Raw genomic sequence first — 16,399 nt, 5'->3', positions numbered from 1 at the left:
TTATGAAAACAAGTAAGAATAAAAGGGTTCTCAGTTTAGACAAGATTCAAATCAGTAAATTAGAGAATATACATGTAATTAATGGTAAGGGGTGTGGTAATCCTCCTCTTACAAGGGATGCTCCAGGATGTGTAGATACAACAAAAACAAATCCGATTCAAGGGACAGGAAATGGAGGTTAATTAGTATTTTAGATACCTGCTTAAAAACTAGGGTTTTAATGGTATGAATCACAAAAATTATAATCACATGAAAACAAAGAAAAGTAAAAGGATACTAAGTTTAGACAAGATTAAAATTACTAAGCTAGAAAGCCCTCAACGTGTTAGAGGGGGATCTATTACATCTCCTGAAAGTACTGATATTTGGAAATGCGGTCCGATAATTAAAACGCTTCCAATTCAGGCGACAGGAAACGGCGGTTAGCCAATGTTTTATATATTTATTTAAGGAACAGGGGTTTAACAGTATGAGTCATAAAAATTATAATCACATGAAAACAAGTAAAAATAAAAGAATACTGAGCTTAGAGAAGATTAAAATTACTAAGCTAGAAAACGCTCAAAATGTTATGGGGGGATCTATTTCAATTCCACCAGACACAGACACTAAGATATGCGGTATTAAAACGGATCCTTTAAGTGGTGGATTGATTTAATGTAAGAAATATATCTTGATTAAGACAATTTTGTTAATTATCAAAACAAACTCGAACCACTGTTCGGGTTTTTTACAGATATATTGGTCAAGCTTATAAATTTGCAATACAGAATAACATATACTACTTTTAAGAATAAATTTCGACCAAGATAAAGTCAATTCGTTTATAATGGTAAAGAAGATCAATGCCGAAATCAATAAAGTATATTTTATTACAAAGTATACACTGATTCATATTCTTGAAGGAACCGGTAATATTCAGGTTGATTTTAAGAGTTATCAGGATTGGGAGGATAAAGCCATTTACCTGGAAAAAGGGCAGTATATCAAATTTATGTCAGACGATTTTGTAGTTCGATTTATTGATTTTCCTGATGAAATACTATTTAAATCCAAAGACGTACGAATTCTGTTTAAGCATCTTATTTCATTAGGGTATATCAATTTTAATGAATGTGAAGATTGTCAGTCTTTTCTAAATACTACTGTCTTTAATGATAAGATGAGTAATCTTATTGATGTTTCTACCGAACAGTGGTATTGGCAAAACCCTTTTCAAGCCAATAAAGAAGAATACCAGGTTATATTTGATGTAAAAGATGTAATAGATGCAGAATTTGCAAATCAGATCAATACAAAATCTTTAATCGATTTTATGGTGAATACCCAATATGATGTTCAGCATTTGGTTAAAGATAAAATTGGAATTTCTATCCATAAACTAATACATAAAAAACAACTTACAGAAAGCAAAAAGGATATAGCATTTACAGATAAAAGTATTCAGGAAATTGCATACGATCAAGGGTTTAAAGATGCAGCATATTTTAATCGTTTTTTTAAGAACAAAGTAGGGCAAACCCCTAGGCAGTTCAGAGATAATTTTGATTACCAAAACAGAGATACTTTCTCACAGGATATTATAGCACTTATTCAGGAATTTCATAAAGAAGAACATGCTCTTGGGTTCTATGCCGAAGAAATGAATATTAGTGTAAAAACATTATCAAAAAAGGTAAAACAAAAAATGAATACTTCTCTGGGGCAATTAATTCGTTTACAGATCATTTCATCTGCAAAGATGATGTTAGAAGAAAATGAAAATGTAAAAGATGTAGCTTATGCTTTAGGTTTTGAAGAGGCTAATCATTTTTCTTCATTCTTCACTAACTATGTAGGCACTTCGCCTACAAAGTACAAAAAATAAAAAGTACAATTTATAGCGTGTTTTTTGTAGCCTCTGCGAGGCTAATCATTTTCATATTTGCAATGTAATTACAACACACAATTTGTTTAACTACTTAAAATATAAAAAATGAATATTAAAGAACAAGCAACCCAAATGGACAGTATAGTAACTCAAGGAGCTATCGTAGATGCTGTAAAGCAATTTTTTGCAGAAGACGCAACAACTTCAGATTATAATGGATTGGCAACTACCAATAAGCAACAGATGGTTGAAAAAATGGAAGGTTTTGCCGGAGCAATTGCAGAAGTTAATGGTATTACACATCATCATACTATTGTAGATGGTAATGTATCTGCTTCAGAATTTACCTTTGACTTTAACATGAAAGACGAGAGTAAGATTTATTGGCATGAGATTATTCGCAGAGTTTGGAATAACGAAGGAAAGGTAATACAAGAAGAATATTTTAACGCACAATAAGGTCATATTTTGATGTATTTGACCAACACAACGAATTTAAAATAATAATAAAATATAAAGAATAGTAATAATGAAAAACATAGTAAAAACAATAGTTGTCCTATTTGCTTTAGTAATAAGTACAACGCTATCTGCTCAGGATAACAAAGCAAATAATATTGATAATAGTAATATTGCTTTAGAAGGGTATAGTCCAGTGTCCTATTTGGATTTAAAAATTGCTCAAAAAGGAGTAAAACAACATAAATCTGAATATCAAAAAGTGGTGTATTATTTTACATCAGCAGAACAAAAAGCAACCTTTGATAAGAATCCTAAAAAATATATTCCTGAATATGGCGGTTTTTGCGCTTTTGGAGTATACGCTGGCGCAAAGTTTAGACCAGATCCAAATAAATTTATAGTAAAAGATGGAAAATACTTCCTGTACCTGTACAATTTAGAATTAGATGCTCAGCAATTATGGTTAGCAGAAAAAGATCATAACAAACTTGTTTCGACAGCAAATAAAAATTGGGAAAAACTTAGTAAAACACATAATTAAAAAAGACTAGTTTTAAGATTGATTTTTATGATGGCTAAAGCATATTGATTAATAATTTGTATTGATTGGTATGCTTTAGTTTTTTATTTTAGAAGGATGAAAGAATTATTACAAGAAATATCGAGATGTACCGTATGTTCTGAGCATTTAGAACTGGGGCCGAGACCTATAGTATCGGGAACAATAGAGAGTAAGGTTGTAATTATTGGTCAGGCACCCGGAACAGTAGTACATAGAACAGGTATTCCTTGGGATGATAAAAGTGGAGATAATTTGAGGAGTTGGATGGGAGTAGATAATGATACATTTCATAATGCTACAAAAGTAGGATTAGTACCTATGGGATTTTGTTATCCAGGAAAAGGTAAGTCGGGAGATTTACCCCCGAGGAAAGAATGTGCTCCATTATGGCATAATCAACTACTGAAGCAAATGAAAAATGTAGAACTCACGATATTAGTAGGTAAATATGCTCAGGATTATTACCTAAAAGAAAAATCAAAACGAACATTAACAGAAACTGTTCATAGTTTTGAAAGCTACCTCCCCAAATATTTTGTTTTGCCACACCCTTCCCCAAGAAATAATATCTGGCAAGCTAAGAATGAATGGTTTGGGAAAGAGGTATTGCCTCGGTTAAAAGAAGAAATTAATCGTTTGGGACTGAGTTCATAAAGCAGCAAATAGACTAAATGTGATAACATTTTATCTATTCGTTGTATTGCTTAGGAATGGTTCAATATAAATTTGCAAATATCTCTATAGATTTTTAAGCGTAGTATGCTTTGAAATTATACTTATTGCAAAATTATGATCATGAATCTAAAACCCTTTCTTTATATAATACTTACAAGTGTTTTACTACTCGCATGTAATTCTAGCGAATCAGAATTTACCAGAAGTATAGAAGACTTCAATTTTGATTGGAAATTTCATTTAGGAGATGTTAAAAACGGACAAAGTATAACCTTAACAGATACCAATTGGGAAGAGATTAGATTGCCACATGATTGGAGTGTTACACAAGAATTTTCTCAGGAAAAGACAGCAGGTGCAACAGGATTTTTACCAGGCGGCATAGGTTGGTATCGTAAAACTTTTACAGTGCCTTCAAGCACAAAAGATAAGCTCACTTGGATCGAGTTTGATGGCGTGTATTCTAACTCAGAAGTATGGATTAATGGGCACTATTTGGGGAAACATCCTTATGGATATACACCTTTTACCTATGAATTGACGAAATATTTAAACTATGATCAACCTAATCAGATTGCTGTAAAGGTAGACCGTTCTGCTTATATAGACAGTAGATGGTACCCAGGTTCAGGGATTTATCGTAATGTAAAATTAGTAACCAAAAGTAAAGTACATATACCACAATGGGGAGTTTTTGTTAGTACTCCCAAAGTTTCAGAAAAGAAAGCGACTGTAGCGATTACATCAACAATAGCAAATCAATCTTCAGAAAAACAAAAAGCCATTGTCCGTACTGTAATCTATAATCAGGATATTAAAATAACCAGTATTCAAAATAAAATAGATATTGAACCGAATGCATCAGTACCACAATTACAAGAAATTACTATTCAAAATCCAAATATCTGGGATATAGAAACTCCAAATATGTATAGACTTGTTTCTGAAATTATCGTTAATGATGTTGTTGTAGATAGATCTGAAACTCCTTTTGGAATTCGTTCTATTGCTTTTGATAAAGACAAAGGGTTTTTCTTAAATGGAAAAAATACTTTGATCAAAGGTGTTTGTCTGCATCATGATGGAGGTTTGGTAGGAAGTGCGGTGCCCAAAGGTGTTTGGAAACGTAGATTGAAAGCGTTAAAAGAAGCTGGGTGTAATGCAATTCGAACTGCCCATAATCCTCCCTCAGAAGAATTCTTGGATTTATGTGATCAAATGGGGTTTCTGGTACAAGATGAAGCTTTTGATGAATGGAATAATCCAAAAGATAAAAGACATAATTATAATCAAAAAGAAGCTAGCCCATTGACAAAAGGGTATACCGAGCATTTTACCGAGTGGTCTGCTCGGGATATAAAAAGTATGGTATTACGGGATCGCAATCATCCATCTATTATCATGTGGAGTATCGGTAATGAAATCGAATGGACGTATCCCAGATATATGAGCGCAACAGGATATTGGGGTAAAAACAGAGTAGGTGATGTAAGCTATTATTGGGATGAACCTCCTTTATCAATAGATCAAATAAAAGAAAATTTTAATACCGAAGGACAAGGGAAATTTAATTTAGCTAATACAGCAAAACAACTATCAAAATGGGTTAAAGAAGAAGATACTACTCGTTTTGTTACTGCAAATATTACCATACCCTCAGTAAGTAATTTTTCTGGTTACGCAGATGCTTTGGATATCGTTGGTTTAAGCTATCGTCAATCGGTATATGACTATGTACATCGCAATTATCCTGAAAAAACGTTTTTAGGAACAGAAAATTGGGCAAAGTATCATGAATGGAAACAAGTACTGGACAAGGAGTTTATAGCAGGAATGTTTTTGTGGACTGGAATTAATTATATGGGCGAATCGAGAGCATGGCCAATTAGAGGTTCCAGCAGTGGATTGTTGGATTTTGCAGGATTTAAAAAACCAGCATTTCATATGTTTAAAACTTTATGGTCAGATGAGCCACATATATATATTACAACACAGTTGATAGATCAATCACCTTATGTATGGGATGCATCTAAACAACAATTAGTCGAAAAAGAGTCAAATTGGGCAGCTCATCAAAAATGGGGGTGGCATAATGTAAATGAACATTGGAACTATAAAAAAGAGCAAGAAATTGCAGTAGAAGTGTATACTAATCAACCCCAAGTGACATTATTTTTAGATGGAAAATCACTGGGGACTCAAAAATTGGAAGATCAAAATGATCATATTTTAAAATGGCTAGTCCCTTATTCAGATGGTAAATTAACAGCAACAGCTTTAGGAGGTTCGGTTGAATCATCAATACAAACTGCTGCAAAATTTGAGCAAGTAGCAATACATACAGATAAACAATACTTATCCACAGATGGATATGATGTAGCCCATGTTACTATACAGTTGGAAGATATAAACGGAAACCCAATACGTAACAATGATAGAGAAGTAGTATTTTATATAGAAGGAGATACAAGAGTGTTAGGAGTTGATAATGGTGGTAGAGAAGTAATAGAAAAATATCAGACCAACCATGTGCGAACATTAAAAGGAAAAGCATTATTAATACTACAATCCAATACAAGAGCATCTACGATAAAAATAAAAGCGACTTGCGATACTATAGAAAGTAATACTATTGAGATAGAGGTTAAAAAATTATAGAGTTTTTAAAATGGTGTCTTTACTTTAGGAATACAATCGAGCTTTTTGACACAAGATAATGGGTTAATTATCAGATATTTAAGAGGTTATTAAAAAATTCTGTTCTGCAAGATTAAGCAGTGTATTCATAATTGTTTCCCTCTTCTTACGCTTCTTGAGCTCTGATGATAACCATCATCTAAATTAACTTCCTTGAGTTTGATGGCCCCAGGTTCTTGCATTTTATCAATTATAATGGATAAATCTTCACTTTCTAAAATCTCTTTGATCTCATCAAATTCATCACACCAAATTTCTTCTTGATTTTTATCAAGATTCGGCGTTCTTTCATTTTTTCTGTTCTCATCTGCAACAATACGTGCTTGTATGCGACTTAGATTTTTGGGGCTCATAAATTCTACTCCATAAAGAGAATTTTTTGCTTTTTTTACCACTAAACGACCATTTTCTACCCAAGCGGTTTCCATAGAATCATTAACTTCATAACCAGCACTTTTTAATGCTTTTTTAATAGCTACCCGTCTTGTTTCGACAATAATTTTCTGTGATTCTTCTTCATACAAATGGGTTGCTCTTTCTAATGCCTCCTGTAACTTAACAAGATTATCTGATTTGAGTAATTCTTTCCATTTTTTAATAAATTTAATTTCTAATGCTAATGTTTCCAATTGTGCAATGGCATTTTTTAGAGCTTCTTTTATATCGTTTAGCTCCAACTGCGTTTTAGTAAACGCAGCTGCTTCTATAATGAGCGAATCTATTAAAAGAGGATAATTAACATCTTTGTCATTAAGAGCATTGCATCGCTGTATAAACTCTTGTGTTTTATCTTGAGAAAATCCCTGCACATACATTTCCTTTAAAGTGTTTTCTAGTTTTTTAAGCCTGGATAAAACTTTTGGGAGATTTGACCCCCATTCTTTAACAGAAAGTAAACTATTTCCAGCAGACAGCCGTTTTTGTATCTCTATTTGCTCATCAGTTAATTTTTGTTCATTAAAAGCAACGTCCTTTAAGGTTTTATACAAGCCATCTATTTTTTGACTGTATTGTTCTATTTCTGCTTCCGAAATTACTAAAGGTTCTTTAAAATCTTCAAATTCAATTTTCTTTTTTTGTAATAGAAATCTTAATTCATTATGCGTGCTCTTCAGGTTTTTATAAGTTTCCCATTTAGAAGCTCTTTGTTTAACAACTTTTTGGACTAGGTTCTTCTTTTCCTTTTCTAGGTATTGTATTTGACCGGGTACTTCACGCTCTATTTTTGAGTAATCGTCCTCTGAAATGCTTTGATAATGTTGTAATGTTTCTTCTAGAGACATGCTTAAGTCTTCATCCAAAACACCATGTTTTAAAGCATATTCTTTAATATCTTCAATTTTACTTCTTAGGCTAGTAAGCCATTTTTGTTTTATTATTCTCCTCTCTTCGGGCGTAACTATTCTTACTACTTTTGGACCACTCATTTATATTGAATTTAGGGCATTTTTTATAGCTTCTTCCAATCTCTTTTTTTCACCTTCTGTATCTTGAAACCATCGGTATGATGTTGTTCTATGTATAACAGGGATTGATTTTTTGAGAACTTGTGGGCGCCACAATTCTCTATATCGGGCATTTTTTAACAACTCATTATTTGGCGCGTCACACTCAATACCAATAACAAATCTGCCACTTTCCTGATCCTGTATAGCCAAGTCTACATAGAAAACATTGTAATCACTATTTTCTACAGTATCATAACCCAAGCCTTTGATGTAATTTTTAACTGTATTTTTGAATCCATCATTTTTAAGGACGATGTCTTCATAGCTATTAGCTAACGAAAGTTTACGGATACTCTTATTTGCAACCTGAATCTGGGTATTAGAATGGGTTTCGGCAAAGTTCAAATAGGCCTGTATGTAATCTCTTGGTTTGGAAGGTGATCTTCCTATAGATAGCATATCCGAAATATCATTAATGGGCATTGAAGTCGCAATAATTACTTTATATCGAGCTCTGGTAATCGCTACATTTAGCCGTCTTTCACCTCCACGATGTCCCAGGGCACCAAAGTTTCGACGAAAAACACCATGCTTATTATGCCCAAATGTAGTGCTAAACAAAATCATATCTCGCTCATCGCCCTGCACATTTTCTACATTTTTTATAAAGAATCCCATGTCCTCTCCTTCTTGCTGCTTATTTCGCTCTTGTAGTAACCTTGCCATGAAATCTTGATCGTTTAGTGCCTTTTCTTCAATTTTTCCTTCAATAAGTTCAGATTGCTTTTTGTTGAAAGTAACAATACCAGTGCTTAATCTTTTGTTTTCTGGTAATTGCCAATGATCAGACAAGTATTGGATTAAAGCGTCTGCTTCATCACTATTTGTTTGTTCATTATAAATACCATCTACCCGAATTACTTCCAAGGGTTTAATTTTTTCTATTTCATCTATAGGATGATACGCCGGAACATGTAATTGCCCACTATAAAAAGCATGATTAGAAAAATTAATCAACGCTTTATACTGTGAACGATAGTGGATTTGGAGTGTAGTTGTTGGCAATACCGTCTTAGCTAAGGTTAATAGGTCTGGGCAATCTTTTACTTCCTTTTTATTCCATGCGTCTTCATAACTAGCCAATTCTTCTTCAGAATTATCTTCACTTAATTCAACATTAATTATATCATCATCATCGTCCGTAGCTATTTTATGAGCAAAGAAGCCAGCTGGAGGCATCTGTTTTTCATCCCCGCTTATGATTGCTCTTTTGGCTCGATACAAGGATGGAATAGCATGTTCTATTAGCATTTGAGAGGCTTCATCAAAAATAACCACGTCAAACATACCTGCTTGTAACGGTAGCGATTGAGAAACAACCTCTGGGCTCATAAGCCATATAGGGCGCACATCCATTAACCCTATTTCCTCTCCTGAATGGATGAATTCTCTAAGTTTTTTATAATTCTTTCCTCGTAGCTTGGTAATAGAATTCCATTGGAGCTTCGTACCTATTTTTTCGAAATCGTAATTGAGATTTAGTAGTTTTTTATTTTGTTCTTTAACATTTGATAAAAATTTATCTAATGACTTAACACCTTGTTCTATGTCGCTTTCTGCCATGAGCAGAGCAGGTGATCGCTTTTCTATGCGTTGTTTCCAACCCAGTAATCCTTCACGTCTAATAGTTTTCCTGATAAGTTGACTTCTGCTATCAGAAGGGAAATCCTGAATTTGCTGGTCATATTTTCTAAATAGTGCTAATAGCTTTAAGGTGTTGTCAAAGTTTTTTTTGTCCCCTAATCTTATCCTAAATTTTTGATACGGAATAAAATAAGCCATATCAGCTTGCATTTTTTCCAGAATTGATACATCAACATCATTATTTTTAATACGTTCTTCGAATTTTTTATAACTGTTAGGTTCTAACCATTGTGCTAGCGGATTTAACTTTTTATAGGATTCTTTTCTAATTTGATATCGCGAGTTAGAATCTCTTAAATGCTGAATAAATACCTTGTATTCTTTCTTGTCTCCGGTCCTTAATAAGTTTCGAGCTTCGTTTTTAAGAGGACAGCTTTTTAGAGCTTGGGCCAAAGCGATGGTTTGCAATAATTCACTTAATTTACTTCCTATTTTTACTGCAAGCAATTTATCTTCGAGAATTGGCTCAAACCCAACATTTAGTTTTTTCATTTGTGAATGATATTGCCCTTGATAATCTCGAAAAGTTACTTCGTTAACAGATGCTATTTTTAATTGCTTTACGTGTTCATCTTTTAATTGAAGTTGATGTATACTCAATATTTTTTTTAACCTGAAATTGTGTATCCATGATAATGGATTGAGTATCTTAAATTTTGATTTTCTCAAATAAGAATCACAACCTCTGATGGTTTTGTCTAACTGTTTGTCCAAAGCTTGTTTTAACCATTCTGTGAATTGCTCGTTTCTTTGATCGGCAATCAGTTTTTGTACAGATATTAAAAGTTTACTTAGAGCACTTGATATATCTTCTGCTATTGATTTTTCATTGAATTCATCATAAATTAAATCAAACCAGTTTTTAGCATTTTCGGCTTCTACATTGGTTATTTTTAGAAGTTTGTCTTCATTTTCTCTTAGCCATGATTCGTAAAATTGTGCCTCTGCATTATCATAAATTCCAGAGGTTTGTTTTATACAAGCTACTCTTTTCTCTTCAACTTCATAAAAGTTTTTTAAACCTGTGTAAATAGTACCTTGAGTAGCCTCATCATATTGTGTTATTTGAAGGTTAATCAAGCTATTTCCTTCATATTTTGAAGGTATCCAATCATTTATTAATCCACTAATTTGTTCTTCTAGAACATTCAACTCGTTGACTGTATTGTTTTCTAGGTGATTTCTAACTTCTGGGACATCAATATAATTTTTTGATTGAATTTCAATGAGCTCGGATAATATGTTGCGATAACTTATCCCTGAAATATCATCTAACTTATGTATTTGTTGTGATAAAACATTCAGTTCAGCTTCTATTCTGTCTATTTGTTGAGTCAGATTAGCCCTTTGGTGTTTAATTTCTTCAAAAGAATTTTGATGTTTGGTTTTATTAAGATGATGAGATACCTGTTCTCGAATACTCTGAATAATAGGTTGCCTATCTTTTGTGATATCTGTTATGGTCAGTGCCCTATTTTCTATTTCTGCAGCTTCGAGTCGTTTCATTATCACCTGAATAGCTGCTCTTTTTTGGGATACCACCAATACCTTCTCTTTTCTACCTATACAATCAGAAATGATATTTACAATTGTTTGACTTTTACCAGTTCCTGGTGGGCCTTCTATAACAATGCCTGGATTTGAGCGACTTTGCATGACTGCTTTTTCCTGTGAAGGGTCTACAGGGACCACGGTGTATCGATCGCTTTCTGAAATAATCGGATCATAAGCCGGAATTTCTGGCGTAGTTATTTTCAAAATAGGCTCCATTGCAATATCCGTATGCGGTAGCTTCTGAAGCAAACGAAGGTCTTCACTGATGGCTTGTCCAGTGAAATTTGCATTAAAGAATACAGCAGAACAATACAGTTGTAGTCCCACTTGTTTTAGTTTGTAAGTAACTTCTGGGTGTGAAGTAAGTTGTATGCTGTTAGATTGAATATAAGAACCAAATGCGTCAATTACCTCTGAGATACTTAGTGTTTGTCTGCCAAGAATTTCTTGGTAGATTTCTTTTATTCTTTTGTATTGATCTTCCTCTAATGAGCTCGAAAGTGCTGGATTTAACCTAACTTCTTCACGAATTTTATCGAAGCCCACTTCGAGTGTTGGGGCAGCTCTGTTTTTTAACTCTAAGGCCACAGGCCATAGAAGAATGGGAAGTACGCGTGGTCTATGAGTTGTTTTTACTTGACTAATTAAAAATGGAAACCCCATATATAAGGACTCTAAACCCGTATCTCTTTTATAATTAGCCGCTTTTAGAAGCATACGCCTTGTTCTATAGTGTAAGAGTGGGTTTTTACTAAAACTCATCGGATCAACCGTTTCTGTGCCAGAAGACCTATTAAGAATACTATTCATTAACTTTTCTGAAGATTTTAATGAAGTACCTAATTCATTGATGTCTATACGAGCAGAATTTTTAGAGATGATCAGTCTTACCAAAGGCCCTCTGGAAGATGCATATATTATTTTCTTTTCGAAAAAGCGTAGTAAACTAGAAGCGTACTCATGCTTTGGAGGTGTTATCCATTCGCTTTTTGGAATTGATAGGCACAATACAGATTGTAATAAAGAAAGTCTCTTTTGTATTCTAAATCGATCCGCCCAGCGGTTCAATGATTCATTATTACTCTTAGAGAAACCTTCTAGATGATTGTTTAGCAATTCATAAATCTCTATTCTAGGTTTTACTAGTATATCTCTGTAAAATGATACATCTGGATCGATACCAATTTTTTCGGCTAAATCTATACAGTCTTTAACAAGTTGATCTATAGGAACAAATTGTTGATGCTCTGCACTTACCATGAGGATTAAATCTTCTTCACTTAATCTAATATCTCCCATTAGATCAGACAAAGCAATATTCTTTGCGTCGGGATAAATTTGACGGAGTAAATCCATTTCAGATTTCAACCTTACTTTTGAAGTGCTAAGAGTATTTATTTTAAACTTATCCTTGTCAATAGCAATTTCAAGACTTTTTGCTTTCTGTACTACATTTTGTCTTCTTCTTTTTAAATGAACCAACCATTTTTCGCGATTGATGTTGTCTAGATAATCTGGGATTTCTCCTTCTATCAATTGTGATGCAATAATAGGATTGCTAAGCAACCAAGCAGGGATGATGATTTGACCTCTCCAAGTTAATGGTAAAGCGTCATTTAAATGCATCAATGCCAATGAAAACCGCCATTCTAAATCAATATCTTCTTTAGAACGAAGGTTTCTTATAGAAGAACATATGATATCTTCTCCTTGTATCTCTTTTACCCAATTTGAAATTTTTCCAGAGGTAAATAACTCTAACCCCTCTTTCCAGTTTTTTTCTTCAGCTGCAGCGAGAGCAAAATAACTTAGATTGACGTAGGTCTCGTCACCAAGTATAATTTTTTTCTCTTTCTCTTGTTTTAAGCTTGTTGAAGACTCTATTGGAGGAGCTACATATTCTTTTTTCAACCATTTATCGACCTCTTCCCAATGCCAACGTTTTAAAGGGTCTCTGCATAAAAGTCCTTTAAGTAATAACAATAATCTTTCATCTATATTAGTTGGTAACTCAACACCTCTAGTTACCAGATGAATCATAAAGGCTTTATCATTGATATTTTCAAAAAAAGCTCCTTTGGTAATCTGTTCTAAAATAATCATTCCCAAACTCCACCAGTCTGAAGCAGGGCTTATGCCACCAATAATAGCTTCTGGAGCAGTATATCTTGTGAGTTCTAAGGGGGTATCGGTATCTAAATCATAATCTGACAAACGAGCAGAGCTAAAATCAATAATTACTAGATCAAAACACTCTTGATTTCGGATAAGTATATTCTGCGGACTAAGGTCTCGGTGTCGCATCCCAGCTTCAGAAAAATCTCGAAGAGCTCTTCCTATTTCGTCAACCAATTTCTCTATTTGATTTTCATCAACATAATCAAGGGTGTCTAAAGCACCTCCTTTTATTTGTTCGGTAACTTCAAAAAAGCGATTATCCCAATACCCAGTTTCAATCAATGCTGCTACATGATCAATGTCAGCCTTTTGCAAAACATTATAGATAGCTTTATCTGGTTCATAATTTTCATGGTACAAGGTTAAAAAACAAATCTCTTCCTTGTCATTCTTAACTAAAAAACATTCTTTGGTTGCTTGTGTGGTCTTTACAGTTTCTATTACTGTATACTCACCTATAGATTGTATTATTTCTTCTTCTGGAGCAATGGCAGTTTCTTGGATATCTGCTCCGCATTCCATACACATAAAATCTTGCTCTCCTACTTCATGTCCGTTTTCGCAATATCGTTTTTTTTGCTCTGGAGGTGTTTTCTGAATTTCTACGCTTCCACCAATAGGTGTTTGTTTAACATTCATCAATAACCAACTACATGTAACGCTTTCAATAGTATTTTGACAATACATCTCGTTAACGGGTCTTTCACTATTGCATGCTGGGCAAAGTCTTATATACTCCATTTTTATTTTTTCTTTATCACAGCTTGAGTGCTTTTTATATCAACTGCTTCTTGTTGCAACGTTTTTGTTATTTCTTTCATCCCCTGTATAGGAATACCCGCCATCCATACTTTATTATCATCAAATTGTACATCCAATTTTTTTTCTGGAATACATTTTACATAGTCCGAAAATGTATGTTCTCCTAATGATGTTAGTAAATGAATTTTTTGATTATCACTACCTAACAAAGCCTTGGTTTGAGTTTCTTTATAGTCATAAGGCTCAGAGATGAGAACATCTATAAGTCCTTCGAAGATTTCTTTTTTCTGTTTAAGTTTTTGATAAGAATAACCACTATATACTAAAACAGATAGATTGTAAGGTCTTAAGAAAGTAAGCAATTCAAACAGTGCAGCTTGTTGATCAAAAGGTTCACCTCCTGTAATAGTTATTCCATCACAGCTAGGTAACCACTTTTTCAAAACTCTTTTCAATTCATTTATATCAACCATTTTGGTGTTAAATTGCCAAGTGTCTGCTGAAATACAACCTTCACAATGTATAGAACAACCTTGAAACCAGATACCTATTCGTTTTCCGGGGCCAAGAGTTGTAACTGGAAAATGTAAACGTGAAATCCCAATTTCCATTGATCTACTTTTTAATTAAATTGATGGTAGTCCCTTTGTTTTCAAATGAAATACCTTTGGACTCGACAACATCGCCTTTGACAGGATTTATTGAAAACAAAGCTCTCGAAATAGGAGTAATAAAATGATATTCTATCTTATTTCTGATGCCTCTACCACCGTTATTTAAATCTTTAATAGACAGTTCTTCGAGTGTATGAATTACATCTTCTTGAATATGAAGCGAAATGCCTAATTGTTTCTGAATAGCGTTGATGTGATTTTCGATCATCATATTGAATATCATTTTGCCAACATCTTTTCTGATGTAATCAAAAACAATGATGTTATCTCCAATTCGATTCAAAAGTTCAGGTCGATTCAAATCGAATTTGAAATAGCGTTCAATCTCATTTCTTACTTTCTTTTCTACCGTTTCAAAATTATCTTCATAAGTCACGTTTGGAAAACGCTCTCCGGCAGCTGATTTTTTATAAATCCCCAGGTTGGAAGTGAAAACTATTAGCGTTTCAGAAAAATAAACTTTATCACCTCGGCCACTTGTAAGTACTCCATCATCTAGAATTTGAAGAAACTTATCTAGAATTCTAGGATGAGCTTTTTCAATTTCATCAAACAATACCACGCTAAAAGGCTTTTCTCTAACTGCATTGGTCAATTCGCCTCCTAAATCATAACCCACATAGCCTGGAGGTGCACCAATGAGTCTTTGGTCAGAATGTTCTGCACTAAACTCGGACATGTCAAATCTAATATAGGCACTTTCGTCACCAAATAAAAGACTAGTTAAGGTTTTGGCTAATTCCGTTTTTCCAACGCCCGTTGGGCCAGCCAAAAATACAACACCTCTAGGGCGATTATTTCTTTTGGAACTGCCAACACCTGTTATAGCTCTTTTTACAATATCCACCATGTGCTGTACAGAATGGTCTTGCCCTTTTACTCTTTTTCTAATAAAAGCTTCGCCATTTTCAATTTTCTCTCTATCAATTTTAACCCAGGGATCTTCAGTTACCCCTACTTTATATCTCCTTACGGCGTCGGCAATAAGAGAAATATGAATAGATTCTGATCGAGCCAATTCTATAATGGCTACTAAATCCAAGAGAAGTAACCCTTCAGTCTCATCAACAAAATCTGTGGCTATTCTTTTAGCTTCTGTTTTAGTTTCGCATAAGCTTTCTACAATAGGATCTACTAATCTTCTTCGAGCAATATGGTCTGGTTTACCTATTGGGATATGTCTTATTTTGGGATTGTTAACGACCATCCAATCGGGTAAATCCCCTTCTTTGTCTACTATCCAAATAACAGTGTTGTAAAATGGTTTAGGTGGTTGCCCATAAGGTTTTGTTTCTGTAGTTTGGGATAGTATATGTGTCAAACTAAAGGTGTCATGCTCGGCCTTTATTAGATTTTCAGCATTCATCAAAAATTGAGAAGCGAAATCAACAACTAAGGCTATGGGCTCATTAGGATAGTTGACTATGGTTTGTAATACAATATTAAAAGTTTGTAAATTATGGTATATGTCATCTTGCTGAAGCGGAATATGAAGCTTTTGGAACAAGGCTTTTTTTTCTTCAGGATTTCCAAGAAAAAAAGGAATATCAAAACCACTCATAGGATTGTAATAAACCACATGCTTATAGCCTGTACTTTTAAGTTCGGCATCAATTGCATTTTCTAATCTATGCCAGCTGTAGCTTCCGAAATCATTTTTGATAAGCTGAAAATCTTTAATATTTCCAGAAAGGATGAATTGACTTTTTAAAGGAAGAAATCTTCGAAAATCTTGTAACCATCTTACCTTGGCGTCTTTCATTTTTTACTTTGTTTTGCTCTTTTTCAATAATCTTTAAAGCTCTTAATTAAC

The 16,399-nt window shown here is 33.7% G+C and carries 12 protein-coding genes; 8 read left to right on the top strand and 4 right to left on the bottom strand.

Features of this window, described 5'->3' with window-relative positions:
- Positions 1-2: 2 nt before the first annotated feature.
- The 8 genes from DK442_RS01895 (at position 3) to DK442_RS01860 (ending at position 6,227) form a co-directional block, all read left to right on the top strand.
- The gene (locus tag DK442_RS01895) at positions 3-182 is read left to right on the top strand and encodes a hypothetical protein (RefSeq protein WP_109434147.1); all 180 of its coding nucleotides are present in this window, start codon (positions 3-5) and stop codon (positions 180-182) included.
- A 67-nt stretch (positions 183-249) separates the two neighbouring features.
- A complete protein-coding gene (locus tag DK442_RS01890; protein WP_160114015.1) occupies positions 250-426 on the top strand; it encodes a hypothetical protein in 177 nt (58 codons plus the stop codon).
- 67 nt (positions 427-493) lie between these two features.
- Complete coding sequence (locus DK442_RS01885; protein WP_160114014.1) at positions 494-658, top strand: hypothetical protein; 165 nt, start codon at positions 494-496, stop codon at positions 656-658.
- 171 nt (positions 659-829) lie between these two features.
- Entirely contained in the window at positions 830-1,867 is a 1,038-nt protein-coding gene (locus DK442_RS01880; RefSeq protein ID WP_109434144.1) for an AraC family transcriptional regulator, read from the top strand.
- 108 nt (positions 1,868-1,975) lie between these two features.
- A complete protein-coding gene (locus DK442_RS01875; RefSeq protein ID WP_109434143.1) occupies positions 1,976-2,329 on the top strand; it encodes a nuclear transport factor 2 family protein in 354 nt (117 codons plus the stop codon).
- Between the two features lie 70 nt (positions 2,330-2,399).
- A complete protein-coding gene (locus DK442_RS01870) occupies positions 2,400-2,873 on the top strand; it encodes a YHS domain-containing (seleno)protein (protein ID WP_109434142.1) in 474 nt (157 codons plus the stop codon).
- Positions 2,874-2,969: 96 nt separating this feature from the next.
- Positions 2,970-3,548, top strand: coding sequence for a uracil-DNA glycosylase family protein (locus DK442_RS01865; protein WP_109434141.1), 579 nt, complete (start codon positions 2,970-2,972; stop codon positions 3,546-3,548).
- A 141-nt stretch (positions 3,549-3,689) separates the two neighbouring features.
- The gene (locus DK442_RS01860; protein WP_109434140.1) at positions 3,690-6,227 is read left to right on the top strand and encodes a sugar-binding domain-containing protein; all 2,538 of its coding nucleotides are present in this window, start codon (positions 3,690-3,692) and stop codon (positions 6,225-6,227) included.
- Positions 6,228-6,352: 125 nt separating this feature from the next.
- Here DK442_RS01860 and DK442_RS01855 read toward each other — a convergent pair whose 3' ends face one another.
- From DK442_RS01855 to DK442_RS01840, 4 genes are read right to left on the bottom strand one after another with little or no spacing between them, the layout of a single operon-like run.
- Positions 6,353-7,693, bottom strand: a complete 1,341-nt coding sequence (locus tag DK442_RS01855) for a hypothetical protein (protein WP_109434139.1) — start codon at positions 7,691-7,693, stop codon at positions 6,353-6,355.
- Complete coding sequence (locus tag DK442_RS01850) at positions 7,694-13,891, bottom strand: AAA domain-containing protein (RefSeq protein ID WP_109434138.1); 6,198 nt, start codon at positions 13,889-13,891, stop codon at positions 7,694-7,696. It lies immediately after the preceding gene.
- A gap of 2 nt (positions 13,892-13,893) precedes the next feature.
- On the bottom strand, positions 13,894-14,523 hold the full coding sequence (locus tag DK442_RS01845) for a 4Fe-4S single cluster domain-containing protein (protein ID WP_109434137.1): 630 nt from the start codon (positions 14,521-14,523) through the stop codon (positions 13,894-13,896).
- 4 nt (positions 14,524-14,527) lie between these two features.
- On the bottom strand, positions 14,528-16,348 hold the full coding sequence (locus DK442_RS01840) for an AAA family ATPase (RefSeq protein WP_109434136.1): 1,821 nt from the start codon (positions 16,346-16,348) through the stop codon (positions 14,528-14,530).
- Positions 16,349-16,399 lie beyond the last annotated feature (51 nt).

The organism is Aquimarina sp. AU119, assembly GCF_900312735.1.
In the GTDB taxonomy this organism is placed as follows: domain Bacteria; phylum Bacteroidota; class Bacteroidia; order Flavobacteriales; family Flavobacteriaceae; genus Aquimarina; species Aquimarina algiphila.
Note: the sequence above shows the minus strand (reverse complement) of the source record. Positions and strands in the feature narration are given on the sequence as shown.